This window comes from Microvirga yunnanensis, assembly GCF_025460875.1.
On sequence record NZ_JAMXFI010000120.1, the window covers coordinates 1 to 24541 of the forward strand.

The following is a 24541-nucleotide window of genomic DNA, read 5'->3' on the forward strand; positions in this document are numbered from 1 at the left end:
GCGCGCAGGTGACGGCGAAAGGCGGCGGCTCAGCGCGCAGGCGCTCGCCGAGGGCGCGGCACAGGGGAGCGTTGCTCTCGAGCAGGCGCGCGACCACCTGCGGGGCTTCCTGCGCCTCGCGCAGCATGGCCGTCAGGACGTTGGCGTGGGTGTCAGGCATCATCATGGTGCATCCGTTCGGGCTGGCTGATGGTCAGCTCGGCCACGAAATCATAGGCGTCGCCCCGGTAATAGGACGAGGTGAACTCGACGACCTCGCCCGCGGCGGTGAACGAACGTCGCTCGATGTAGAGGGCCGGGCTCTGAGGCGGAACGCTGAGCAGGGAGGCCTGTTCCTCGTTCAGGAGAACGGCGTGCAGCCGCTGCAGGGCGCGGGTCGGCATGAAGCCCTGCTCGTGCAGCACCGCGTAGAGCGACTGCTTGACCAGGGACGGATCGGGCAGGACCCTCGACGGCAGGACCGCGTTCTCGATCGCCATGGGAATGCCGTTGGCGAGGCGCAGGCGGTTGACGCGGCTTACCAGATCGCCCGGCGAGAGACCGAGCGCCATCAATTCGTCGGTGGAGGCCGGGCCGGTCGAACGGCTCAGCATCACGGCCGAGGACGTCAGGCCGCGGGCCGACATGTCGTCGGTGAAGCTCGACAGGCGGGAGAGGGGCTGTTCGAGGCGCATCTGGGGCGCGATGAAGGTGCCCGAGCCCCAACGCTGGACGAGCACGCCCTTCTGCACCAGTCCGGTGATGGCCTTGCGCACCGTGACGCGCGAGATGCCCAGCTGCTTGGCGAGATCCCGCTCCCCGGGCAGGGCCGCATCGGCCTTGAGCGCGCCCTTGCGCACGGCGTCCTCGATGGATTGCTGGAGCTGGAGATAGAGCGGCGTGGGATTGCCCTCGTCGAGTGGCACGAAGGCGAGCGGATCGCCGGTCGGTTCACTCATGGCCGTCTCTCCGACGTGCCATGCGGGCCAGGAGGATGGCGCCGTCGAGCGCGTCGGCCATGGGCGCCGCGATGGTGCGCTGGACCGGCGGCGACAGCCAGGGACGAAGCAGTTCCGCCAGGCCCCCGAACAGGCAGATGGCCGGGGCGCCGAGATCGAGCAGGCGCGTGCCGATCGCGCTCAGGCCGGCCGCCGCCGCCTCGATGATCGCGATGCCGAGAGGATCGCGCTTCTCGGCATGCCGCAGGACGAGGGGCGCATAGCGGCCGTAATCGGCCGGACGGGCCTTGCCGACCCAGTCGATCAGGATCTCGAGATCGTTGTCAAACTCGGCGAGAACCGCGTCCGAGAGCGGCGTCGGCGCGGCGCGCCCGTCATGGGCCCAGATGCAGCGGCGCAGGAGTTCGCGCCCGATGGCGGCGCCGCTTCCTTCGTCCGAGATTTCGTAGCCCCAGCCGCCCACGTAGTGGCACTGGCCGCTGGTGCCGCCATAGCCGCAGGAGCCGGTGCCGACGATCAGGATGGCGCCGTCGCCGCCGTTGAAGGCCCCGAGCCAGGCGGTGTGGGCATCGGTCTCGATCTCGAAGGACGCGAAGGGGTGGGGGCGGGCCAGGAGGCGTTCGACCGCGCTGGTCTGCCCGGCGCCGGCGGCCCCCATCCCGGCATGGATCCGCGCGAGGTCGCCCTCGGAGAGCCCCGCCTGGCCGAGGGCTTCGCGGCAGGCGGTGAGAATCGAGGTCCAGACCACATCGGGATCGAGACGGATGTTGGACGGCCCCCCGGTTCCTTCGCCCAGGAGCGCTCCCCGCGCATCGCGCAGCCGGGCCCGGCACTTGGTGCCGCCGCCGTCAATGCCAAGGAACAGGAGGTCGGACATGCGAAACGGATCTCGGGGAGCGATCTTACGGACAGGCACCATGCCACTTAATGTCCAGTTCGGGAAGAGGCGCGGCCCGCAATACTCACGCCCTTTGTCCACAGCCTCCGGCCTCCTGGTTCGGCCTCCTGCTCGGCCTCTGGCGAAAGAGCGCAGAGATTCCAAAAAGAGGAGCCGGCAAATTGTGGCCGGCGCCGCCAAAGAGGAGTTGTCTTTGAATTTTGCCGATACCAATATGAGGTCACTTGTCCCATGAGCGTTCCGGTGGAACAGTGTCGCTGGCCCGCCGGAGCGCGCAGAACGCGAACAAGAATGGCATGGGGCAGTCAGAGGGACACAAAATATTGGGGCGTTCTCAGGCCCCGCGGTCACGGAGGATGAACACGATGACGACACCTCACTCGAAAGCGTTCCTGCGCCGTGCAGGACAGTTGCTTGCGACCGCCTCGGTGGCCGCGGCGGCTCTTGCTTTCGCCCATGCCGCCTCGGCCCAGACGCTCACCATCGAGAGCTGGCGCAACGACGATGCGGATGTCTGGAACACCAAGATCATTCCGGCCTTCAACAAGAAGCATCCCGACATCAAGGTCCAGTTCAAGGCCGATCCGCCGACCGAGTACAACGCCGCTCTCAACGCGCGCCTCGCCGGCGGCACGGCGGGTGACCTCATCACCTGCCGTCCGTTCGACGCCTCCCTCGACCTGTTCAAGAAGGGCAATCTGGTCTCCGTCAACGACGTGAAGGGCATCGAGAACTTCTCCGACGTGGCCAAGAGCGCCTGGTCGACGGACGACGGCAAGACCACCTTCTGCATGCCGATGGCCTCCGTGATCCACGGCTTCGTCTACAACAAGGAGATCTTCGACGAGCTGAAGCTCACGCCGCCCAAGACCGTGGCCGAGTTCCACGCGGTGCTCGACAAGATCAAGGCCGACGGCAAGTACACGCCCATCGCCATGGGCACGGCCGACCAGTGGGAGGCCGCCACCATGGGCTTCCAGAACATCGGCGTGAACTACTGGAAGGGCGAGGAGGGCCGCAAGGCGCTGATCGAAGGCAAGCAGAAGTTCACCGATCCGGCCTATGTGGACGTGTTCAAGGAGCTGGCGAGCTGGACCCCCTACATGGGCGACGGCTACAAGTCCCAGAAGTATCCGGACACGCAGAACCTGTTCACCCTCGGCCGCGCGGCGATCTATCCGGCCGGCTCCTGGGACGTGCCGATCTTCCGCAAGCAGGCCGATTTCGAGTTCGACGCCTTCGCGCCGCCGGTCGTGAAGGACGGCGACAAGTGCTACATCAGCGATCACACCGACATCGCGATCGGAATCAACGCCAAGTCGAAGAACATGGAAGCCGCCAAGACCTTCCTGTCCTGGGTGGCCTCGCCCGAATTCGCCGACATCTACGCCAACGAGCTGCCGGGCTTCTTCCCGCTCTCCAAGGCGAAGGTCGACGTGAAGGACCCGGTGGCGGCCAAGTTCGTCGGCTGGCGCGGCACCTGCGAAAGCTCGATCCGCAACTCCTATCAGATCCTGTCCCGCGGCACGCCCAATCTCGAGAACGAGCTCTGGAACGTGAGCGCCCAGGTGATGAACGGCAGCATGAAGCCCGAAGAGGCGGCCAAGAAGGCCGAGGACGGGCTCGCCAGCTGGTACGAGCCGCACAAGAAGTAAGGGCTGAAAGCAGCGAGGCGGGCCGCTCACCGAAAGCGGCCCGTCTTTCCATTCTCCTTCGGCCCGGAGCAGCATGACGGATCTTACGGCTTCACGGATTCAGTCGGCCGATGCGGTGCCCGCCCGCTCGCGCTTTCCCGTCCATATCGCGGTGTTCCTGGCGCCGGCGCTGGCGATCTACACCCTGTTCTCGATCTATCCGCTGATCGACACGATCCGCCTGAGCCTCTATGCGGGCGACGAGACGGGAGCGCGCAGCTTCGTCGGCCTCGAGAATTTCCGGACGCTTCTGTCCGATCCCAACTGGTCGGGCCAGTTCTGGAACGCGTTCCGCAACAACCTGATCTTCTTCCTGATCCACATGGTGGTGCAGAACGGCATCGGCCTCGGGCTCGCCATGCTGCTCAGCCTGCCGCGGCTTACCGGCGGGAGCGTCTACCGCACGCTGATCTTCCTGCCGACCATGCTGTCCGTGGTGATCATCGGGTTCATCTGGCAGCTCATCCTCAATCCGCTCTGGGGCATCGCGCCGAGCCTCCTGAAGGCCGTCGGCCTCGGGAGCTTCTTCGGTCCCTGGCTCGGCCAGGAATCGACCGCCCTTCTGACCGTCTCGCTGATCTCGGTCTGGCAGTTCGTCGGCATCCCCATGATGCTGATCTATGCGGCGCTCCTGAACATCCCCGACGACCTGCTCGATGCCGCCACCGTCGACGGGGCGGGCCCGTTCAGCGTGTTCTGGTTCGTGCGCCTGCCCCTGATCCTGCCGACGCTCGGCGTGGTGTCGATCCTCACCTTCGTGGCCAATTTCAACGCCTTCGACCTGATCTATGCGATCAAGGGCGCGCTCGCGGGGCCGAACTTCTCGACCGACATCCTCGGCACGTTCTTCTACCGCACCTTCTTCGGCTTCCAGCTTCAGGTCGGCAGCCCGACCATGGGGGCCGCGGTGGCGACCGCCATGCTGATCATCATCCTGGTGGGCGTGCTGATCTATCTCTTCGGCGTGCAGCGGCGGCTGCAGCGGCATACGTTCTGAGGACGCCATGGGACCCACCATCCGACCCGGCCGCATCGCCGTCCATGTGGCGCTCATCCTCTACACGATCCTGGCACTCGGGCCGATCCTGCTCATCCTCGTCAACGCGTTCAAGACCCGGCGGGCGATCTTCGCCGACCCCCTCGGCCTTCCGAACGGCCAGACCTTCACGACGATCGGGTTCGACCGGGTCTTCGCCAATGCGGATTTCGGCCTCTACTTCTTCAACAGCCTGACCGTGACCCTGGTCTCGCTGGTGCTGATCGTCCTCATCGGGGCCATGGCCGCCTGGGCGCTGACCGAGTACAAGTTCACCGGCAACACGCTGATCGCGCTCTACCTCGCCGTCGGCATCATGGTGCCGATCCGGCTCGGCAGCGTCAGCATCCTGCGCATGATGGTGGAGCTGAACCTCGTCAACACGCTGACCGCGCTCATCCTGGTCTACGTCGCCCAGGGGCTGCCGCTCGCGATCCTCATCCTGGGCGAGTTCATCCAGCAGATCCCCAAGGACCTGCGCGATGCCGCCCGCTGCGACGGGGTGAGCGAGTACCGGATCTTCGCCAGCATCATCCTGCCCCTGATCAGCCCGGCCATCGCGACGGTCGCCGTGTTCACCATGGTGCCGGTCTGGAACGATCTCTGGTTCCCGCTGATCCTCGCGCCCGGCGACGGCAAGCAGACGATCACCCTTGGCGTGCAGCAGTTCATCGGCCAGTACGTGACGGACTGGAATGCGGTTCTCGCCTCCCTGACGCTCGCGATCGCCCCGGTCCTCGTCCTCTACCTTCTCTTCTCGCGCTACCTCGTGCGCGGCCTCACGGCCGGCGCCGTGAAGTGACGCCCTCTTTCAGGAATTGACCGCGATGGCCGACGTTTCCCTGCACAATGTTGCCAAGTCTTTCGGAGCCACGGAGATCCTGCGCGACATCGATCTCTCGGTCGCCGACGGGGAGTTCGTGGTCTTCGTCGGCCCGTCCGGCTGCGGCAAGTCCACCCTTCTGCGCATCATCGCCGGGCTGGAAACCGTGAGCGGCGGCGAGATCCGGATCGACAGCCGGCGGGTGAACGAGCTGCCGCCGGCGGACCGCAAGATCGCCATGGTGTTCCAGTCCTACGCGCTCTATCCGCACATGAACGTCTACAAGAACATGGCCTTCGGGCTGAAATTCGCCAAGACGAACAAGGCCGAGGTGGACCGCCGGGTGCGGCAGGCGGCCGAGATCCTGAAGCTCACGCCGCTTCTCGACCGCAAGCCGCGCGAATTGTCGGGCGGCCAGCGCCAGCGCGTGGCCATCGGCCGGGCGATCGTGCGCAACCCGAGCGTCTTCCTCTTCGACGAGCCGCTCTCGAACCTCGATGCGGCGCTGCGCGTCAACACGCGGCTGGAAATCGCCAAGCTCCACCGGGACCTCGGCGCGACGATGATCTACGTCACCCACGATCAGGTCGAGGCCATGACGCTGGCGTCCAAGATCGTGGTGATGAACCACGGGCGGATCGAGCAGGTGGGCGCGCCGCTCGAACTCTATCGCCATCCCGGCAACCTGTTCGTGGCCGGCTTCATCGGCTCGCCGCGGATGAACTTCATCAAGGGGCAGGTTCTGAGGCTGGAAGGCGGGAGCGCCACCCTCGGGTTCGCCGGCACGGAAGCCGTCGTGACGGTGCGCGCAGGCGCTTTGGCTCCCGGCGATCCGGTGACCGTCGGCATCCGGCCCGAGCACATGGAGCAGGGGGGAGCCGACGCCGCGCCCTTGCGCGGCACCATCGATGCGATCGAGCAGCTGGGCGAGTCGAGCTACGTCTACATGAGGCTCGCCAGCGGCGACGACGTGATCGTCCGCGCGCCCGGCGAGACCGACGCGACCCCGGGCGGCGCCTACACGGCCCATGTGCCGGCCCGGGCGCTCCACGTCTTCGATGCGTCCGGCGTGTCGGTCCTGGCGGGGCGGGGGTGACGCTCTCTCCGGTCATGGCCGGGCTCGTCCCGGCCATGACGTGATGAGGCTCGGTGCTTTTCGTCATCGGGATCACCGGCACAGGCCCAGTGTGACAGGTGGAAACCGACGCCTCTCACGAATCCGAGACGGCCGCCGCGATCCGGGGGGCGAGCGCGCCGTCGAGGATCTCCGCGGGGCGGCCCGACGCGACGACCCGCCCATCGGCCACGAAGGCCATCTGGTCGGCGAGATCGGCCACGTCCTCGGGCGTATGGATCGTCATCAGGATCGTGACGGAACGCCTGCGGCGCAAGGCGTCGACGAGCAGGATCATGTCGCGGCGCAGGGCCGGATCGAGACTGCTGAACGGCTCGTCGAGCAGAATGAGGGGACGACCGGACACGAGCGCCCGCGCCAGAGCGACCCGCTGGCGCTGCCCGCCCGACATCTCCCCCGGCCTGCGCTCGTCGAAACCTGCGAGCCCGACCGCATCCAGCATCTCGCCCACGAGAGCCCTCTCCTCCGCGCTCAGCCGCAGGGAGGGGCGCAGCCCCAGGCCGACGTTCTGCGCCACGCTCAGGTGGGGAAACAGGTTGTGGTCCTGGAACACGATCGCCACCGGGCGCTTGGCCGGCTCGAGGGGCAGAAGGTCCCGTCCGTCGAAGGTCAATGTCCCGCGCTCAGGGCGCTCGAAGCCGGCGATCATGTGGAGCAGGGTCGTCTTGCCGCCCCCCGACGGGCCGATGACCGCGCACAGGTTTCCGGTCGGCACGGACAGGGAATAATCCGCCGTGAAATCGGGCCAGGTCAGGCGGCAGTTGTCAATCACGAGCATCGGACAGGCGACCTGAAGCGTGAGCGAGAAGGACGGCGACGAGCACGATGACGAGGCCGACGCTTGATGCCTCGTCCAGCCGGTAGGCGCCGAGGCGCTCGTAGAGAAGATAGGGCAGGGTCACCAGGTCCGTGCCGCCGAAGAGCGCGACGATGCCGAAATCGCCGAAGGACAGGGCCATGGCGAGGGCGAAGCCCGCCGCGAGGGGCCGCTTGAGCACCGGCCAATCCATGATCGTGAGCTTCGACCATCCGGTGATGCCGAGGGAGGCCGCCATGCGGCCGTAGCGCTCCTCCGTGGTGAGGAGACGGGGCGCCACGTAGCGATAGGCGAAGGGCACGGCCGCCAGCCCGTTGATCAGCGGCAGCAGGATGAGGCCGGCCGTGGACGGATCGCCGAAGCGCCTGATCAGCAGGAACAGGCCCGCGGTCAGGGCGAAGGGCGGCACGGCGAGCAGCGCGTCGGGCAGGAGATCGTAGAAGGCGGCGCTGCGCGGGGAACGGAGCACGATGCGCCGCCGCCGCGCCGCGGACGCCAGGGCCAGGGCCAGGCCGCACGCCAGGAGCGCGGCCGCACCGGCGATGGCGAGGCTCGTGACGAAGGCCCGCAGCAGATCCGCGTCGATCACCGCGGGCAGGCGGCGCAAGCCCGTCAGCACGCTGAAGGCGAGCGGCGCGATGAACAGGCCGCTGACGACGAGCACCACCGCATCGAGGATTTTCAGGCCCCGGTCCTTCGCGTCGGGGCGATGGGCCAGGCTGCGGATCGTGTGGCCCACCGGCGGGCGCGTGAAGGCCCAATGGAGCAGGGCCGTCATCGACAGGCAGATGGCGAGCTGGATCAGGGCCAGCCAGGCGACGCGGCCGAAATCGAGATCGATCTTCAGAGCCTCGAAGATCGCCACTTCCAGGGTGGAGCGGCCAGGCCCCCCGCCGAGCGCCAGCACGATCGCGAAGCTCTTGAAGCACATCAGGAAGATGAGCCCGGCGACGCCCGGCAGCTCCCCGCGCAGCACCGGCCAGTCGAGATGGCGGAAGATCTGGACAGGCGTGAACCCGAGGGCACTGGCGAGGCGCCAGTGCTCCGCCGGCACCTGGTTCAATCCATCGAGGGTGATCCGGGCCACGAAGGGGCCGTTCAGGAACACATGGGCGATGAGGATGCCCGGATAGCCGAAGATGCTGAAGCCTCCGGTCCAGCCGAGGACGGCCAGTGCGTCGGCGAGCCATCCGCTGCGGCCATAGACCGCGAAGACTGCGAACACCGCCACGATCGTCGGCATCACCATCGTGGAGCCGAGGATGGCCAGAACGATGTCGCGTCCCGGAATCCGGCGGCGGGCGAGGGCCAGCGCCAGGCCGATCCCGAGCGCCAGCGACAGCACGGTCGAAAGGGTCGCCTGGATGAGCGAGAAGGCAAGCACCCGCCAGAGATAGGGGCCGATGGAGAGAAGCGTGGGCGTCCCTCCGTCGACGGTCGCGAGAGCGATGAAGCCGCCCGCCACCAGAGCCAGGATGGCGAAGGCCACGAGACTTCCGGGATGGGGCGGCTTCAGCGTCATGATCGCCGGTCAGCGGGCCGTGGCGTTGAGCCAGGCATCCGTGAAGGCGCGGCGGTTCTGCTGCACGTCCTCCGGAGTGTAGAGAAGCGCCCGGCTCGGCTGAACCAGATCCTTGAAGGCGGCGGGCAAGCCGGAGGCCGGGGTCTTGGCCGGCATCATCCAGTTGCCCTCGGGCATGGCCGACTGGAACGGCTCGCTGAGGATGAAGGCCATGAATCTCCTGGCGAGGTCCGGCTGCTTCGAGGTGCGGGTCATGCCGGCGAGCTCCACGTGAAGGTAGTGTCCCTCGGCGAAGGCCGCGGCCCTGTAGTTGTCCTTCTTCTCCGCGGCGATGTGATAGGCGGGCGACGTGGTGTAGGACATCACCATGTCGGCCTCGCCCTTCAGGAACAGGCCATAGGCTTCGGACCAGCCCTTGGTGAAGGTCACGATGCGGGGCTTGAGCTTGCCCCAGGCCTCGCCGGCCTGGTCGCCATAGACTTTCTGCATCCAGAGCAGCAGGCCGAGGCCCGGGGCGCTGGTGCGCGGATCCTGCAGGACCACCTTCGGACCGTTGGGATCGTCGACGAGCTCCTGCAGGCTCTTGGGCGGATGGGCGAGCTTGTTGGCGTCGTACACGAAGGCGTAATAGCCCCAGTCGAAGGGGATGAAGGTGCTGTCATTCCATGCGATGGGAAGGGTCAGGTCCTTCACATCCACCCCGTGCGGCGCGAAGAGGTTGAGCGAGCGGGCCTCGGCGACGAGGTTCATGTCGAGGCCGACCACCGCGTCGGCCTTGGTGTTCTCGCCTTCGAGCCGCAGCCGCCCGAGCAGGCTGCCCGCGTCCTCGGCGGTGACCCAGTTCAGCTCGCAGCCGCAGGTCGCCTCGAAGCGCTCCTTGACGGTTTTGCCGGGGCCGTATTTCCCGGCGAACGAGCTGTAGGTGTAGACGGTCAGCGTCGGCTTGGTCTGGGCGTGGGCGAGGCCTGTCGCCAGCCCGAGGGAAACAAGGGTGAGAAGCAGTCGGCGTAGCATCTTAAGGGCGCTCCCATGCATGAGGCAGGCCGGTCTGGCGGCGCAGGTCGCACGGGGCATGGCTGTCGTGGCGATGTCGCATGCTCATTCCCTCCGCCGGCATGACCCGGATCAGGTTCGACGGGTCGGTGGCCTCGCCACCTCTCAGCCTCGTCTCGAGGCTCCCCGTGAGACGCTTTGCTTCTAGAGCAGTTCAGGGGCGGCCACAAGCCGCCCCGTCGCGGTCACTTCCGGCTTCCCTTGTCCTTGCCACTGTCCTTGCCGCCCGCCATCGCGGCCCGGCGCAGGGCGTCGGCCAGGGCGCCGCCGGAGGCGGGCGCCTGCGGGGCCGGCTTCCGCTCCGTCTGCGCGCGATGCTTCTGGAATGCCGCCCGGTTGTCGTCCTGGCGGCCGGCGGAGCGCTTCTCGGCCGGGTCGCTCATGCGCATGGAGAGCGAGATCCGCTTCCTCGGAACGTCGACCTCGAGCACCTTCACCTTCACGATGTCGCCCGGCTTCACCACGGTGCGCGGGTCCTTCACGAAGGTGTCGGCCAGGGCCGAGATGTGCACGAGCCCGTCCTGGTGGACGCCCACGTCGACGAAGGCCCCGAAGGCGGCCACGTTGGTGACGACGCCTTCCAGAACCATGCCGGGCTTCAGGTCGCTGATCTTCTCCACGCCCTCCATGAAGGTGGCGGTCTTGAATTCGGGCCGCGGGTCGCGGCCGGGCTTTTCCAGCTCGCTCAGGATGTCCTTCACGGTCGGAACGCCGAACTTCTCGTCCGTGAAGCTCTGCGGGTTGAGCTTCTTCAGCACGGCGCCGTTGCCGATCACCACCTTGATGTCGCTCTTCGTGGCTTCGAGAATGCGGCGCACGACCGGATAGGCCTCCGGATGGACGCCCGAGGCATCGAGCGGGTCGTCGCCGTTCGGAATGCGCAGGAAGCCCGCCGCCTGTTCGAAGGTCTTCGGGCCAAGGCCGGAGACCTTGGTGAGCGCCTTGCGGGTCTTGAACGGTCCGTTGGCATCGCGGTGGGAGACGATGTTCTGCGCCACCCATTCGCCGAGGCCCGAGACCCGGGCGAGCAGCGGCGCCGAGGCGGTATTGAGGTCGACCCCGACCGCGTTCACGCAATCCTCCACCACCGCGTCGAGGGAGCGGGAGAGCTTGTATTCGGCGAGATCGTGCTGGTACTGCCCGACGCCGATGGATTTCGGGTCGATCTTCACGAGCTCCGCCAAGGGGTCCTGCAGGCGGCGCGCGATGGAGACGGCGCCGCGCAGGGAGACGTCGAGATCCGGCAGTTCCTGGCTGGCGAAGGCGGAGGCGGAATAGACGGAGGCACCGGCTTCCGACACCATGATCTTGGTGAGCTTCAGGTCCGGGTGCTTCGCCACCAGCTCGGCCGCGAGCTTGTCGGTCTCGCGCGAGGCCGTGCCGTTGCCGATCGCCACGAGCTCGACCCTGTGCACGCGGCAGAGCCGCGCCAGCGTCGCGAGGGCTTCGTCCCATTGGCGCTTCGGCTCGTGCGGGTAGACGGTATCGGTCGCCACGACCTTTCCGGTCGCATCCACCACGGCCACCTTCACGCCGGTGCGGTAGCCCGGATCGAGGCCGAGCGTCGGGCGCGCGCCGGCCGGAGCCGCGAGAAGCAGATCGCGCAGGTTGCCGGCGAATACCTTCACGGCCTCGTCCTCGGCCAGCTGCCAGAGCTTCATCTTCATGTCGAGCTCGATGGAGAACCGCAGCTTCGTGCGCCAGGCCCAGCGAACCGTGTCCAGAAGCCATTTGTCGCCGGGACGACCCTGATCGACGATCCCGTAGGCGAGCGCCGTGCGGCCCTCGTAGCGGCTGACATAGCCGGGCTCGGCGGCGTCCTTGTCCTCCTCCATGCGCAGGTCGAGGATCTCCTCCTTCTCGCCGCGGAACAGGGCGAGGATCCGGTGGGAGGGGAGCTTCGGCAGGGGCTCGGCGAAGTCGAAGTAATCGGCGAATTTCGCGCCCTCGGTCGCCTTGCCGTCGCGCACCTTCGACGTGAGGCTGCCGCGCTCCCAGTAAATCTCGCGCAGGGCTCCCAGGAGCTCCGCATTCTCCGCGAAGCGCTCGACGAGGATCGAGCGGGCGCCCTCGAGGGCAGCCTCCGGGGTGGCGACCTCCTTCTCGGCATTCACGAAGGCGGCGGCCGCTTCCTTGGGCTCGCGGCCGGGCTCGCCCAGGAGCAGGTCGGCCAATGGCTCCAGGCCCGCCTCCCGGGCGATCTGCGCCTTGGTCCGCCGCTTGGGCTTGTAGGGCAGGTAGAGATCCTCGAGGCGCGCCTTGGTGTCGGCGGTGTTGATCTGGAGCGCCAGCTCGTCGGTGAGCTTGCCCTGCTCGCGGACGCTGTCGAGGATCGTCTTGCGGCGGTCCTCCAGCTCGCGCAGGTAGCGCAGGCGCTCCTCCAGGGTGCGCAGCTGGGCATCATCCAGGGTGCCGGTGACTTCCTTGCGGTAGCGTGCGATGAAGGGAACGGTCGATCCGCCGTCCAGCAGCTCGATGGCCGCCTTGACCTGCCATTCCTGAACACTCAGTTCGTTCGCGATGCGCTGACCGATGGATAGCATGAAAGTCTCCGAATAAGGCGTAAGGCGCGGCTTCTACGGTGCGGGACGCCACCGGGTCAACGGCCCGTCCACAGCACCGGGGTCGCAGTGCCGTTAGGGAAGACAGTGTTTTGACATTTCTGCTTGGCAGGCGAAGCCTTGGCGTATAGACCGTCCGGCCCTTTCGGCTGCTCCCGAGGTCACCATGCCCCTCTCCGACGATTTATCCATCGGCATCGATTTCGGCACCAGCAACACGGTCGTGGCCCTGGCGGACCGGAACGGACACGTGGAGGCCCTGACCTTCGAGCACGGGGGCGAGCGCCTCAAGGTCTACGTCACGGCATTGTGCTTCTGGGACGAGCGGCACGGCAACGGCCTGCGCACCGAAGTCGAGGGCGGCCCCTGGGCGATCGAGCAGTTCCTGGACGGGCTCCATGCTCACCGCTTCATCCAGTCGTTCAAGACCTTCGCGGCCAGCGCGACGTTCAAGGAAACCCGGATCTTCCGCGAACGCTATGCCTTCGAGGACCTGCTGAGCGCCTTCCTGCGCACGCTCGTGCGCCATGGCGGCGCCCGGCTCGACTGGGGCGCGCGGAACGTCGTCATCGGACGGCCGGTCCAGTTCGCGGGCTACAATCCGGACGACGGTCTCGCCATGCAGCGCTACCGGACGGCCTTCAGCCGGCTCGGGGCGGAGCAGGCGCGCTACGTCTACGAGCCCGTGGGGGCCGCCTTCTTCTATGCGCGCCAGCTCGATCATGACGCCACCGTCCTGGTGGCGGATTTCGGCGGCGGCACCAGCGACTTCTCGGTCATGCGCTTTGCCCGGCAAGGAGGCGTGCTGCGGGCCGATCCGCTGGGGCATGCCGGCATCGGAATCGCCGGGGACGCCTTTGATTACCGGGTCGTCGACAAGGTCGTGTCCCCGCGCCTGGGAAAAGGTGGGCTCTATCGTTCCATGGGAAAGATCCTGTCGATCCCCAACCACTATTATGCCAATTTGGCCCGGTGGAACCATCTCGCGATGATGAAGGGCAGCGGCGATCTCAAGGAACTGCGGGAACTGGCCCGCGTCGCCGTGGAGCCCGAACCGCTCGAGAAATTCATCGATATCATCGAGTACGATCTCGGCTTTGCCCTCTACCGGGCGGTCTCTTCGGCCAAGGTCGCGCTTTCGAACCAGGAGGAGACGACGTTCCGGTTCCGGGGCGAGAGCGTCGACGTCGAGGCGAAGATCACGCGGGCCGATTTCGAGTCGTGGATCGCGGAAGACGTCGAGCGGATCGCCGGAACGGTCGACGAGGCTCTTTCGACGGCCGGCGTCAGACCCGAGGAGATCGAGCGCGTGTTCCTGACCGGCGGCACCTCGTTCGTTCCAGCCATCCGTCGCCTGTTCGTCGATCGTTTCGGCGAGACCCGGCTGACCTCCGCAGACCAGTTCGAGTCCATCGCCTATGGTCTGGCCCTTATCGGGCAGACGGACCGACCGGAGCGTTGGGCCGTCATGAATTAGGCGGATTTTAAAATAAAATTACACTTGCCGTAGGGCAGCAAAGGGTTTTATTTCGCAGTGCAGCAAACGCGCGAAGCGGGAGCCCTCCCATGTCCCTGATCAACCCCGACGTCACACCCGAGAAGGATTTTCCCCTTCGCGACGACATCCGGCTCCTGGGGCGCATCCTCGGAGACACGATCCGCGAGCAGGAAGGGGAGGCTGCCTTCGAGATCGTGGAACGCATCCGCCAAACTTCGATCCGTTTCCACCGCGATGAGGATGACGCGGCCCGCCGCGAGCTCGAGACGATCCTGAACAGCCTCTCGCGGGGGCGCAGCAACCAGATCATCCGGGCCTACAGCTATTTCTCGCACTTGGCGAACATCGCCGAGGACCAGCACCATGTCCGCCGCTCCCGCGCCCACGCGATGGCGGGCGCTCACGCCATGGAGGCTGCGGCACCGCGCGAGGGGACGCTGGCACGAGCCCTCAAGCTCATCCAGGAGGCGGGCATCAGCCATTCGGCCCTGCAGGCCGTCTTCGCCTCCGCACTCGTCTGTCCCGTTCTCACCGCGCATCCGACCGAGGTGCGCCGCAAGAGCACCATCGACCGTGAGATGGAAATCTCCCAGATCCTGGCGCAGCGGGATCGGCAGCATCTGACGCCCGACGAGGAGGCTTCCTGCCAGGAAAGCCTCCGCCGTGCCATTCTCACCCTGTGGCAGACGAGCATCCTGCGGCGTAACCGTCTCAAGGTGATCGACGAGGTCAACAACGGCCTGTCGTACTACGACTACACGTTCTTCAAGGAACTGCCTCGGGTCTATGCCTCCCTCGAGGATCAGCTTGCGGCCATGGATCCCCTGTGGGAGAGCGTGGAGCTGCCCTCCTTCCTGCGCATGGGCAGCTGGATCGGCGGAGACCGCGACGGCAATCCTTTCGTGACGGCGGATGCCCTGCGGCAGGCCCTGCTGCTGCAGAGCAAGCACGCCCTCGGCTTCTACCTCGAGGAGCTCCATTGCCTGGGCGCCGAACTGTCGCTCGACGGGCGGTACGTGAACGTCTCCGACGAGGTCCAGGCCCTCGCCAAGGCTTCTCCCGATCCCTCGCCCCATCGCCAGGACGAGCCCTATCGCAGGGCAATCACGGGCATCTACGCGCGCCTTGCGGCAACCGCAGCCCGGCTGGGGCACGGCGATGTGGCGCGCCATGCGGTAGGCGAGGCGTCAGCCTATGGCGGCATCGAGGAGTTCGAAGGCGATCTCTCGATCCTTCACCGCTCCCTGCGCTCGAACGGATCAGGATCGCTCGCACGTGGCCGCCTGCGCAAACTGCGCCGCGCCGTCAGCGTGTTCGGGTTCCATCTGGCCAGTCTCGACATGCGCCAGAACTCCGACGTCCATCAGCGTGTGGTGGCCGAACTTTTTGAAAAGGCCAATCCCGGAACCGCTTATGAAGGACTGCCGGAAGACGAGCGCGTTGCCTTGCTTCTGGAAGAACTTCAGACGCCGCGCCTTCTCATGTCGCCCTACCTCGACTATTCGCCGGAGACCGCATCCGAACTGGCCATCGTTCACGAAGCGGCCGAGGCCCATCGGCGCTATGGCCGCGCGGCCGTGCCGAACTACGTCATCTCCAAGGCGAGCGATCCCTCCGACATCCTGGAGGTCGCTCTCCTCCTGAAGGAGGCCGGCCTCTTGCGTCCGCGCGACGGCGAGATGGATGTGAACATCATCCCGCTCTTCGAGACCATCGCGGATCTGCGCAACAGCAGCGGCGTGATGGATGCGCTGTTCGCCCTGCCGGATTACATGCGCCTGTTGCGCAGCCGCGGACAGGCCCAGGAGGTGATGCTCGGCTATTCCGACAGCAACAAGGACGGCGGCTTCCTCACCTCCGGCTGGGAGCTCTACAAGGCGGAGATCGAGCTGATCGAGGTGTTCAGGCGCCACGGCGTGGCGCTTCGGCTCTTCCATGGTCGCGGCGGATCCGTGGGCCGAGGCGGCGGACCGAGCTATCAGGCGATCCTGGCGCAGCCGGGCGGGGCCGTGCAGGGCGCCATCCGGATCACCGAACAGGGCGAGGTGATTGCGGGCAAATACTCCAATCCGGATCTCGGGCGCCGCAATCTGGAGATCCTCGCCGCGGCCACGCTCGAGGCCACTCTTCTGCATTCGGGCCAGTCCGCCCCGCGCGAAGAGTACCTGAAGGCGATGGAGGAGCTTTCGAACAGCGCTTTCAAGGCGTATCGGGCGCTCGTCTATGAGACCGAAGACTTCGAGCGCTATTTCTGGGAATCGACCGTCATCGGCGAGATCGCCAACCTGAACATCGGCAGCCGGCCCGCGTCGCGCACGAACTCCCGGCGTATCGAGGATCTTCGTGCCATCCCATGGGTGTTCGGCTGGGCCCAGTGCCGCCTCATGCTCCCCGGCTGGTACGGCTTCGGCTCCGCGGTGAACGAGTGGCTCGAAAAGCGGCCCGATACCGGCCTGGCGCTGCTGCAGGAAATGTACCGCGACTGGCCGTTCTTTCAGGCGCTGCTCTCGAACATGGACATGGTCCTGGCGAAGAGCAACATCGCGATCGCCTCACGTTATGCGAACCTCGTTGCGGACGACGCCTTGCGCGAGGCCATCTTCCCGCGCCTGCGCCGCGAATGGGAGGACTCGATCAGGCAGCTGCTCGCCATCATGCAGCAGCAATCCCTGCTCGACGGCAATCCGCTCCTGGCCCGTTCGATCCGGAACCGCTTCCCCTACCTCGACCCGCTGAACCACCTGCAGATCGAACTGCTGAAGCGTCACCGCTCCGGCGACGCGGACGAGCAGGTCGTGCAGGGCATCCACCTGTCCATCAACGGCATTGCGGCGGGCCTGCGCAACAGCGGCTAGAGCATCGGACGTGAAAAGTGGATCCACTGTTGGGTCCGATGCTCCACTCTTGGCTGGCGCATCGTTCGGCGCAGAAAACCGGATCCACTTTTCCGCACGATGCGCTAAGAAACACAGTTGCGGAACCACCCGCCGGCTTCCCGGTTGAGTCTTGGATCATGCATTCCCGGTCGAATGCATCTGAGGAACCCAGCCCGAGAGGAGAATGCCATGTCCCGCGGTGACAAGTCCGCCTATACCGACAAGCAGAAGCGCAAGGCCGAGCACATCGAGGAATCCTACGAGAGCCGCGGCCTCTCGGAAAAGGAGGCCGAGAGGCGCGCCTGGGCGACCGTCAACAAGCAGGACGGCGGCGGCAAGAAGAGCGGATCCGGGCGCAGCTAAAGGCGAAGAGCCGGCTGCGGCTAAGATGGTGCGCCGGACGGAAAGCGGGTGTATGGAGGTTCCTGCACTCTTGCCCGCTTTGCCTAGGAGGAAGTCTTGCTTACGAGTTCTGCCGCCGGCGTCTACGTCATCTGCCCCACGCCCTTCGAGAGCGACGGGCGGGTCGACGTCGCCTCGACCGACCGGATGGTCGAGGCCTATCTGAAAGCCGGCGCGACCGGGCTGACGATCCTCGGCATCATGGGCGAGGCGCCCAAGCTCGCGGCCGATGAGGCGCTGGCCTTCGCCCGGCAGGTCATCGCCACGGTGGCGGGCCGCGTTCCCGTCATCGTCGGGGTGTCGGCGGCCGGCTTCGCCGCCATGTCGGGCCTGTCGTCCAAGGTGATGGATGCGGGCGCCGCCGGCGTCATGATCGCGCCGCCCTCGACCTTGAAGACCGACGATCAGATCGTCTCCTATTATGCGGATGCCGTGGAGGCCATCGGCCCGGACGTGCCCTGGGTGATCCAGGACTACCCGCTCACCACCAACGTGGTCATGACCCCGAAGGTGATCATGCGCATCATCGAGCAGAGCCCGTCCTGCGTGATGCTCAAGCACGAGGATTGGCCGGGCCTCGACAAGATCACGGCGCTGCGCCGCGCGAGCGATGCCGGTCAGGTGCGCCGTGTGTCCATTCTCTGCGGCAATGGCGGCATGTTCCTTCCCTTCGAGATGGAGCGGGGCGCCGATGGGGCGATGACAGGCTATGCCTACCCGGAGATGCTGGTCGGCGTGGTCGATCTCGTCAACCAGGGCAGGCGCGCGGAGGCGCACGATCTCTTCGACCGCCATCTGCCGCTGGTGCGCTACGAGACGCAGCCCGGCATAGGCCTTGCCGTGCGCAAGTACGTGCTGAAGCGGCGCGGCATCATCGCATCCGATACGCTGCGCAAGCCCGGACCGAAGCTGAGCCCGGAAACCATTGCCGACATCGAATGGCTGATGGAGCGCATCGAGCGCTCGTGAACGAACAAGGGGAGTTTTCACGCATGGAAACAGGATTGAAGGGAAAGCGCGCGCTCGTTCTCGGCGCGAGCAAGGGGTTGGGCTTCGGCATCGCGCAAGGTCTGGCCGAGGAGGGTGCCCGGGTCGCCATCGCCAGCCGCACGATGGAAGGATCGAAGGCGGCCGCCGACAAGATCGGCAGGGACGTCCTGCCGTTCATCTGCGATACCGGCAAGGTCGATCAGGTCGATGCCCTGGTCAAGGATGTGACGGAAGCGCTCGGCGGGGTCGACATTCTCGTGCTCAACAGCGGGGGGCCGCCGCCCGGCAAAGCGCAAGGGGTGTCGTCCGATCAGTGGCGCCAGTCGTTCGAGGCGATGTTCGTCAACCTCGTGCGGATCGCCGATCAGCTCCTCCCCGGCATGATCGAGCGGAAATTCGGCCGCATCATTTCGGTGATCTCGTCCGGCGTGATCCAGCCGATCCCGAACCTCGCGATCTCGAACGCCATCCGGCCCGCGCTCGTCGGCTGGGGCAAGACGCTCGCGAGCGAAGTGGCCGCCTCGGGCGTTACCGTGAACGCCGTCGCGCCCGGCCGCATCGCCACCGATCGCCTGAAGCAGCTCGACGCCGCCAATGCGGAGCGCACCGGCCGCTCCGTCGAGGATGTGGCGCACGCAGCCCGCGCGGGCATTCCGGCGGGCCGTTACGGCGAGATCGAGGAATTCGCGGCCGCCGCCGTCTTCCTGGCGAGCGAGAAGGCCTCGTTCATGACGGGCTCGATCCTGCGCGTCGACGGCGGGCAGATCTCGTCGACCACCTGATCCGGTTCGACACCGGGCGAGGCGGTCTTCCGCCTCGCCCGTTCAGGCGATCATCCCCGTCCAGTACAGGACGATCCCCGCGATGGACGTCGCCGCAAGCGTCGGCAGCATGCCGATCCTGAAGCGGAACATGGCGATGACGGCCGCCCCTGCGAGCAGCAGCGCCCATCCATCGACGCTGCCCCATTCGGGCATATCGAGACTGAGCGGCCCCCATTCCAACGTCCGAACCCGGCCGAAGATCGTGTGAATCCCGAACCAGACGGCAAGATTCAGGATCACGCCCACCACGGCGGCCGTGATCGCCGCGAGGCCGCCGCTCAGGGCCTTGTGGCCGCGTAAGATCTCGATGTAGGGCGCCCCCAGGAAGATCCAGAGAAAGCAGGGGGTAAAGGTCACCCATGTGGCCAGGAGGCCGCCGAGCGTGCCTGCGAGGAGCGGAGGAAGCGAGCCTGCGTCCCGGAAGGCCGCCATGAACCCCACGAATTGGAGCACCATGATCAACGGGCCCGGCGTGGTTTCCGCCATGCCGAGTCCGTCGAGCATCTCGCCCGGATGCAGCCAGCCGTAGGTTTCCACGGCCTGCTGGGCCACATAGGCCAGAACCGCATAAGCGCCCCCGAAGGTGACCATCGCCATCTTGGAAAAGAAGACCGCGATCTGGCTGAAGACGTCGTTGCGGCCGAGGATCAGCAGGAGAGCCAGGACCGGCACGAGCCAGAGCGCAAGCCAGGTCGCCGCGACACGCACGCTTCGCCGTGCGCTGGGCGTGGCGTGGGCGGGACGATGCTCCCCGAGACGATTGCCGCCGTCCTGCGCGTCCGCGCCGTGTCCGCCGGCTTCGAACTGCGGGAGACCCGCCCGCCCGCCGAGAAAGCCCAGCACCCCGGCAACGAGAATGATCAGAGGAAAAGGCGCGTCGAGGAAAAAGATCGCCACGAAGGCTGCCGCGGCGATCCCGATCAGGATGCGGTTTTTCAGCGCCCGCCGGCCGATCCGGACCACGGCCTCCAGCACGATGGCCAGCACGGCGGCCTTGAGGCCGAAGAAGAGCGCCGCCACGATGCCGATCTTGCCGTAGAGGGCATAGACCCAGCTGAGACCCATGATGGCGATGATCCCGGGCAGGATGAACAATCCTCCCGCCATGATCCCGCCGAGGGTGCGGTGCATGAGCCAACCCACATAGGTGGCAAGCTGCTGGGCCTCCGGGCCTGGCAGCAGCATGCAGTAGTTGAGGGCGTGGAGGAACCGTCCTTCGGAAATCCAGCGCTTCTCCTCCACCAGGATCCGGTGCATCACGGCGATCTGCCCCGCGGGCCCGCCGAAGCTCAGGGCCGCCACGCGCAGCCAGACGCGGAACGCCTCGCCGAGAGAGACGCCGTGGTCCGCCAGAGCTTGCCCCTTGGCTTCCCCGGGTTCTCGCATTGTTTCGTTCACGTCATGCCCCCGGCTTTCTCGCAGGCCAATTGTGCGTTTCGTCGGTCGCATCACGGCACCAGCGATAGAAGGCATCATAGAGCAGAAGCCCGGCTTCGACTTGGGCGAGGTCGTCCGCGTACATGCGGGATAGGCCCAGGGAGGCGGCGAGCAGCCCGGGCGCTTCGGGCGCCAGGTCGAGCCGCGCCGTGTCGGCCCCTCGGACGATGGTGGCGAGCCGCTTCAGCGGTGCGGTGGACAGCCCGAACTCATCGACCATGACGTCGAAGGTGCAGAGCTCGCCGCGATGGCTCCAGAATATGTCGTCGCCTTCGATATCGAAGGGCGTTGCCGAGAAGCGCTCCGACACGCCTTGGACTTCGGAGGTCGGGACGAACAGGAAGACGGCATCGGGATCGACGAAACGGCGGATCAGCCATGGGCAGGCGATCCGGTCGATCTTGGGTCGCGAGCGGGTAACCCAGACCGTCCTTCCTTGCCGATCGAGCGCCGGAACCCGGTCCGCCGGGACCATGGGCAACCCGGCCTGTGCCCAGGCCAGCGCTCCGCCCTCGAGGGAGTCCGCCGGCACGCCTGCATGGCGCAGCCAGGCCGCGACCCCGTGGCTGAGCTTCAGCCCCTTCTGGCAGATCACGACGGCAGTCCGGCCCTCAAGGCCAACCGACCATTCGGCGACCGTCTCGAAGGACCTCCGCCGGGAGCCGGGAATGAGGCGGGGGTCGCCTGCAAAGTCCTCGTCGGTGCGGACATCGATGAGAAGAGGGCACTTGGGCGTGCCGACGAGGCGCGCCAGTTTTTCAGGAGAGATGGTGTTGAATGACGACATGGTGCATCCGTAACGGTCGAGAGCGGATGCGATGCTTGGGCATGTCGCCTCGTGGGGAGATCGCGATCCCCATGACAGGGATCACAATTCAACCCCCGTGTTTTGTCAAATCAATTCGATCCGCGTCCGGCCCTCAGAAATCCGGCTCGGCATCCCTCTCCAAGGTCTGAACGACGAGGCCGTTCTCGATGAGAGACACCCACACATCCTCGGCCGTCTCCGCGAAGTTCACGAGCCCGCGGTCGTGCTCGCTCACCATGCCGTGCTCGAGCAGGGCATCGAACTTGATGACCGACTGCCAATAGGCCCTGTCGAAGAGGACGATCGGCAGGGGCGGGGCCTTGCCGGTCTGGCGAAGGGTCAGGATCTCGAACAATTCGTCCAGGGTGCCGAACCCGCCTGGGAACACCACGAGCGCATTGGCCCGCATGGCCAGGTGCATCTTGCGCATGGCGAAGTAGTGAAAGCGGAAGGTCAGGTCCGGAGTCGAATAGGCATTGGGCTCCTGCTCATGCGGCAGCGTGATGTTGAACCCGATCGACGGTGCGCCGACGTCGAAGGCCCCCCTGTTCGCCGCCTCCATGATGCCTGGGCCGCCGCCGGTCGCGATCACGTTGTCCCGCGTGCCGCTGGTGACGGTCAGGGCGCCGCCCCGCTCGGACGCGATGGCCCCGAAGGCGCGGGCCTGCGCGTACCAGAATGGGTGCTTTCCGGGGCCGTCCTCATGAACGCGGGCACTGCCAAAGACAACGATGGTCGATCGCACACCCCAGGTGCGCAAGCTCTCCTCGGCCTTGGCATATTCCAGCATGAACCGGACCCCTCGCATGGAATCGCCCAGGAGGAAGTCCTGGTCCATGGCGGCCAGCCGGTAGGATGGCGAGTTGAGGCTCGCGGCATTTGAAGGCTTGCTGTCAACCATGGAATAGGACTCCTGTCATGCGGCCTGCACAAAGCACAGTTTTCGACTCCGGTTAACCCGTCCCGGTCGGGCGCCGGCATCCTCCAGGGTCCACAACGTGGAATATCCCGGTCGGGAGTGCTCCCGTTGACGCGCGGCGCAACGGAACACGAGCCGGATTTGTTCCGCCCATTCTCCCGATCAGAGCCCGGGAAAGTCATTTTCCCTATAGCCGCTCGCGCCACGGTGGCTATATCAAGGGCGCACACGGGAAGGGCGGAAAACGGCCCCAACAGGAAGCGAGCGCCAGCCAATGGACCATTTTTCTTCGACGACGTTAGCCCGAGTTCTGCCGGACGATGGATGGCAAGGAGTTCTTGTCGGACGAGTCTGGCGCCCTGGGATCGGACCCTCCGTGGTCGCCGTCAGGGAAGACGGGCTCGTCGATATTTCCTCGACTTATCCGACGGTGAGCGGCCTTGCGGCTCTCGAGGATCCTGCACACGCGGTGAAGGCGGCCAGGGGCGAGAGGATCGGGTCGCTCGAAGAGATCCTCGGCAATACGGCCCCGGACAGCCGTGATTCGTCCAAACCCTGGCTCCTGGCGCCGATTGATCTCCAGGTCATCAAGGCAGCCGGCGTCACCTTCGCCGTGTCCATGCTGGAGCGCGTCATCGAGGAGCGGGCACGGGGCGACGCCAGCGCGGCCGCGGCCATCCGGGCCGAGGTCCTGCGGCTCGTGGGCGACGATCTGAGCCGTCTGAAGCCCGGGTCGGCCGAGGCCATGGCCCTCAAGGAGGTTCTCGTCGCCCAGGGAGCGTGGAGCCAGTATCTCGAGGTCGGCATCGGACCCGACGCGGAGGTGTTCACCAAGGCTCCGACGCTCTCGGCCGTCGGCACCTTCATGGATGCGGGCCTGCACCCCAAATCCACCTGGAACAATCCGGAGCCCGAGGTGGTGGTGATCGTCACGGCTCAGGGGAAGATCGTCGGGGCCACCCTCGGCAACGATGTGAACCTGCGCGACTTCGAAGGCCGCTCAGCGCTGCTGCTCTCGAAGGCGAAGGATAACAACGCATCGTGCTCCGTCGGACCGTTCATCCGGTTCTTCGATGAAACCTTCTCGCTCGACGACGTGCGCCGGACCACGGTGACGCTGACGGTCGAGGGTGAAGACGGGTTCAGGCTCGAAGGCTCCTCGTCGATCACGAAGATCAGCCGCGATCCCGAGGATCTCGTTGCCCAGACCATCGGTCCCCACCATCAGTACCCGGATGGATTCGCGCTCTTTCTCGGGACGATGTTCGCGCCCACGCAGGACCGGGACGAGGCCGGCATGGGCTTCACGCACAAGAGCCGCGACATCGTCACCATCGCGGCTCCCAAGCTTGGAGCGCTGGTCAACCGCATGAAGCCGAGCTCCGAATGCGAGCCGTGGACCTTCGGCATCAGCGCTCTCATGTCCAACCTGGCCCAACGGGGCCTCCTCAACACCAGACAGGCAGGTTAACGATGACGAAGAACTATATTGCGGGCGAGTGGCTGTCGGCGACGGAAGCCTCGGCCAACGTCAATCCGTCGAACACGAACGACGTGGTCGGCGAGTATGCCCGCGCCTCTGTGGCGGAGGCCGAGCGCGCGATTGCGGCGGCGTACGATGCCTTCCCGGCGTGGTCGCGCTCCTCGATCCAGCAGCGTCACGACATTCTCAAGGCCGTGGGCGACGAGATCCTTGCCCGCAAGGAGGAGCTTGGCCGCCTGCTCTCCCGCGAGGAGGGCAAGACCCTGCCGGAAGGCATCGGCGAGGTGACCCGTGCCGCTCAGATCTTCCTGTTCTTCTCCGGCGAGTGCCTGCGCATGGCCGGCGAGAAGGTGCCGTCCGTGCGGCCGTTCATCGACGTGGAGATCACCCGCGAGCCGGTCGGCGTCGTCGGCCTGATCACGCCCTGGAACTTCCCGATTGCGATCCCCGCGTGGAAGATCGCCCCGGCTCTCGCCTACGGCAACACGGTGGTGTTCAAGCCGGCCGATCTCGTGCCGGGTTCGGCCCATGCCTTGTCCGAGATCATCATCCAGGCCGGCGTGCCGGCGGGCGTGTTCAATCTGGTGATGGGGCGCGGCTCGGTGGTGGGCGAAGCCATGCTCCAGAGCCCCAAGGTGTCGGCCATCTCGTTCACCGGATCGGTGCCGACGGGCCGCAAGGTCGCCCAGACCTGCATCACGGCCGACCCGATGAAGAAGGTTCAGCTCGAGATGGGCGGCAAGAACCCGATGGTGGTTCTCGACGATGCCGACCTGAAGGTCGCCGTGGAATGCGCGGTCAACAGCGCCTTCTTCTCCACCGGCCAG

General features: G+C 66.3%; 20 protein-coding genes and 1 riboswitch. Of the genes, 11 read left to right on the forward strand and 9 right to left on the reverse strand.

Annotated features, from left to right (window positions below; all coding sequences use genetic code 11):
* Positions 1–152 precede the first annotated feature (152 nt).
* A complete protein-coding gene (locus NF876_RS35055) occupies positions 153–938 on the reverse strand; it encodes a GntR family transcriptional regulator (RefSeq protein WP_262272713.1) in 786 nt (261 codons plus the stop codon).
* Positions 931–1815, reverse strand: coding sequence for a glucosamine kinase nucleotide-binding domain-containing protein (locus tag NF876_RS35060; protein WP_262272714.1), 885 nt, complete (start codon positions 1813–1815; stop codon positions 931–933). Before NF876_RS35060 ends, NF876_RS35055 begins: the two co-directional genes overlap by 8 nt.
* A 386-nt stretch (positions 1816–2201) precedes the next feature.
* Here NF876_RS35060 and NF876_RS35065 point away from each other — a divergent pair, with 386 nt between their 5' ends.
* The 4 genes from NF876_RS35065 (at position 2202) to NF876_RS35080 (ending at position 6485) form a co-directional block, all read left to right on the forward strand.
* A complete protein-coding gene (locus NF876_RS35065; protein ID WP_262272715.1) occupies positions 2202–3491 on the forward strand; it encodes an ABC transporter substrate-binding protein in 1290 nt (429 codons plus the stop codon).
* Between the two features lie 73 nt (positions 3492–3564).
* Positions 3565–4527, forward strand: a complete 963-nt coding sequence (locus tag NF876_RS35070; RefSeq protein ID WP_262272716.1) for a carbohydrate ABC transporter permease — start codon at positions 3565–3567, stop codon at positions 4525–4527.
* A 7-nt stretch (positions 4528–4534) separates the two neighbouring features.
* Complete coding sequence (locus NF876_RS35075; protein WP_262272717.1) at positions 4535–5368, forward strand: carbohydrate ABC transporter permease; 834 nt, start codon at positions 4535–4537, stop codon at positions 5366–5368.
* A 25-nt stretch (positions 5369–5393) separates the two neighbouring features.
* Positions 5394–6485 carry an ABC transporter ATP-binding protein gene (locus tag NF876_RS35080; protein ID WP_262272718.1) on the forward strand — a complete coding sequence of 364 codons (1092 nt, stop codon included), beginning with the start codon at positions 5394–5396 and terminating at the stop codon, positions 6483–6485.
* A 115-nt stretch (positions 6486–6600) separates the two neighbouring features.
* Here the strand turns inward: NF876_RS35080 and NF876_RS35085 are convergent, their stop codons facing one another.
* The 4 genes from NF876_RS35085 to NF876_RS35100 form a co-directional block, all read right to left on the reverse strand.
* Positions 6601–7302, reverse strand: a complete 702-nt coding sequence (locus tag NF876_RS35085) for a thiamine ABC transporter ATP-binding protein (RefSeq protein ID WP_262272719.1) — start codon at positions 7300–7302, stop codon at positions 6601–6603.
* Positions 7289–8863, reverse strand: a complete 1575-nt coding sequence (locus tag NF876_RS35090; protein WP_262272720.1) for an ABC transporter permease subunit — start codon at positions 8861–8863, stop codon at positions 7289–7291. The genes NF876_RS35085 and NF876_RS35090 overlap by 14 nt, the downstream gene beginning before the upstream one ends.
* A 9-nt stretch (positions 8864–8872) precedes the next feature.
* Positions 8873–9877: a thiamine ABC transporter substrate binding subunit gene (gene thiB / locus NF876_RS35095; protein ID WP_262272721.1), complete on the reverse strand. Its 1005-nt coding sequence runs from the start codon at positions 9875–9877 to the stop codon at positions 8873–8875.
* A 70-nt stretch (positions 9878–9947) separates the two neighbouring features.
* Positions 9948–10055, reverse strand: a riboswitch (TPP riboswitch).
* A gap of 46 nt (positions 10056–10101) precedes the next feature.
* On the reverse strand, positions 10102–12459 hold the full coding sequence (locus NF876_RS35100) for a Tex family protein (RefSeq protein ID WP_262272722.1): 2358 nt from the start codon (positions 12457–12459) through the stop codon (positions 10102–10104).
* 184 nt (positions 12460–12643) lie between these two features.
* Between NF876_RS35100 and NF876_RS35105 the strand changes: the two genes are divergently transcribed.
* The 5 genes from NF876_RS35105 (at position 12644) to NF876_RS35125 (ending at position 19025) form a co-directional block, all read left to right on the forward strand.
* Positions 12644–13954 (forward strand): Hsp70 family protein, encoded by a 1311-nt coding sequence (locus NF876_RS35105; RefSeq protein ID WP_262272723.1) that lies wholly within the window; start codon positions 12644–12646, stop codon positions 13952–13954.
* An 89-nt stretch (positions 13955–14043) separates the two neighbouring features.
* Positions 14044–16830 (forward strand): phosphoenolpyruvate carboxylase, encoded by a 2787-nt coding sequence (ppc, locus tag NF876_RS35110; RefSeq protein ID WP_262272724.1) that lies wholly within the window; start codon positions 14044–14046, stop codon positions 16828–16830.
* 210 nt (positions 16831–17040) lie between these two features.
* Positions 17041–17214 (forward strand): hypothetical protein, encoded by a 174-nt coding sequence (locus NF876_RS35115; RefSeq protein ID WP_173949999.1) that lies wholly within the window; start codon positions 17041–17043, stop codon positions 17212–17214.
* A 96-nt stretch (positions 17215–17310) separates the two neighbouring features.
* Positions 17311–18222, forward strand: a complete 912-nt coding sequence (locus NF876_RS35120; RefSeq protein WP_262272725.1) for a dihydrodipicolinate synthase family protein — start codon at positions 17311–17313, stop codon at positions 18220–18222.
* Between the two features lie 23 nt (positions 18223–18245).
* Positions 18246–19025, forward strand: a complete 780-nt coding sequence (locus NF876_RS35125; RefSeq protein WP_262272726.1) for an SDR family oxidoreductase — start codon at positions 18246–18248, stop codon at positions 19023–19025.
* A gap of 42 nt (positions 19026–19067) precedes the next feature.
* Here the strand turns inward: NF876_RS35125 and chrA are convergent, their stop codons facing one another.
* The 3 genes from chrA to NF876_RS35140 all read right to left on the reverse strand — a co-directional run bounded on the left by chrA (position 19068) and on the right by NF876_RS35140 (position 22213).
* Positions 19068–20453 carry a chromate efflux transporter gene (gene chrA / locus NF876_RS35130; protein ID WP_262272731.1) on the reverse strand — a complete coding sequence of 462 codons (1386 nt, stop codon included), beginning with the start codon at positions 20451–20453 and terminating at the stop codon, positions 19068–19070.
* 13 nt (positions 20454–20466) lie between these two features.
* The gene (locus NF876_RS35135) at positions 20467–21291 is read right to left on the reverse strand and encodes a chromate resistance protein ChrB domain-containing protein (protein WP_262272727.1); all 825 of its coding nucleotides are present in this window, start codon (positions 21289–21291) and stop codon (positions 20467–20469) included.
* Positions 21292–21424: 133 nt separating this feature from the next.
* The gene (locus tag NF876_RS35140; RefSeq protein ID WP_262272728.1) at positions 21425–22213 is read right to left on the reverse strand and encodes an LOG family protein; all 789 of its coding nucleotides are present in this window, start codon (positions 22211–22213) and stop codon (positions 21425–21427) included.
* A gap of 292 nt (positions 22214–22505) precedes the next feature.
* On the opposite strand from NF876_RS35140, the gene NF876_RS35145 reads away from it, so the two are divergent.
* Positions 22506–23702 (forward strand): fumarylacetoacetate hydrolase family protein, encoded by a 1197-nt coding sequence (locus tag NF876_RS35145; protein WP_262272729.1) that lies wholly within the window; start codon positions 22506–22508, stop codon positions 23700–23702.
* A gap of 2 nt (positions 23703–23704) precedes the next feature.
* Positions 23705–24541, forward strand: an 837-nt coding sequence (locus NF876_RS35150; RefSeq protein ID WP_262272730.1) for an aldehyde dehydrogenase family protein, incomplete at its 3' end; no start/stop codon positions are given.

What these genes read in the sequence shown, in the direction of transcription:
- NF876_RS35080 (WP_262272718.1), top strand. Translation starts at nt 5,394, where the DNA reads ATGGCCGACGTTTCCCTGCACAATGTTGCCAAGTCTTTCGGAGCCACG.
- NF876_RS35105 (WP_262272723.1), top strand. Translation starts at nt 12,644, where the DNA reads ATGCCCCTCTCCGACGATTTATCCATCGGCATCGATTTCGGCACCAGC.
- NF876_RS35090 (WP_262272720.1), bottom strand. Translation starts at nt 8,863, where the DNA reads ATGACGCTGAAGCCGCCCCATCCCGGAAGTCTCGTGGCCTTCGCCATC.
- thiB (WP_262272721.1), bottom strand. Translation starts at nt 9,877, where the DNA reads ATGCTACGCCGACTGCTTCTCACCCTTGTTTCCCTCGGGCTGGCGACA.
- NF876_RS35100 (WP_262272722.1), bottom strand. Translation starts at nt 12,459, where the DNA reads ATGCTATCCATCGGTCAGCGCATCGCGAACGAACTGAGTGTTCAGGAA.
- NF876_RS35135 (WP_262272727.1), bottom strand. Translation starts at nt 21,291, where the DNA reads ATGTCGTCATTCAACACCATCTCTCCTGAAAAACTGGCGCGCCTCGTC.
- NF876_RS35125 (WP_262272726.1), top strand. Translation starts at nt 18,246, where the DNA reads ATGGAAACAGGATTGAAGGGAAAGCGCGCGCTCGTTCTCGGCGCGAGC.
- NF876_RS35145 (WP_262272729.1), top strand. Translation starts at nt 22,506, where the DNA reads ATGGACCATTTTTCTTCGACGACGTTAGCCCGAGTTCTGCCGGACGAT.
- NF876_RS35140 (WP_262272728.1), bottom strand. Translation starts at nt 22,213, where the DNA reads ATGGTTGACAGCAAGCCTTCAAATGCCGCGAGCCTCAACTCGCCATCC.
- NF876_RS35075 (WP_262272717.1), top strand. Translation starts at nt 4,535, where the DNA reads ATGGGACCCACCATCCGACCCGGCCGCATCGCCGTCCATGTGGCGCTC.
- NF876_RS35060 (WP_262272714.1), bottom strand. Translation starts at nt 1,815, where the DNA reads ATGTCCGACCTCCTGTTCCTTGGCATTGACGGCGGCGGCACCAAGTGC.
- NF876_RS35065 (WP_262272715.1), top strand. Translation starts at nt 2,202, where the DNA reads ATGACGACACCTCACTCGAAAGCGTTCCTGCGCCGTGCAGGACAGTTG.
- NF876_RS35070 (WP_262272716.1), top strand. Translation starts at nt 3,565, where the DNA reads ATGACGGATCTTACGGCTTCACGGATTCAGTCGGCCGATGCGGTGCCC.
- NF876_RS35055 (WP_262272713.1), bottom strand. Translation starts at nt 938, where the DNA reads ATGAGTGAACCGACCGGCGATCCGCTCGCCTTCGTGCCACTCGACGAG.
- NF876_RS35115 (WP_173949999.1), top strand. Translation starts at nt 17,041, where the DNA reads ATGTCCCGCGGTGACAAGTCCGCCTATACCGACAAGCAGAAGCGCAAG.
- ppc (WP_262272724.1), top strand. Translation starts at nt 14,044, where the DNA reads ATGTCCCTGATCAACCCCGACGTCACACCCGAGAAGGATTTTCCCCTT.
- NF876_RS35085 (WP_262272719.1), bottom strand. Translation starts at nt 7,302, where the DNA reads ATGCTCGTGATTGACAACTGCCGCCTGACCTGGCCCGATTTCACGGCG.
- chrA (WP_262272731.1), bottom strand. Translation starts at nt 20,453, where the DNA reads ATGCGAGAACCCGGGGAAGCCAAGGGGCAAGCTCTGGCGGACCACGGC.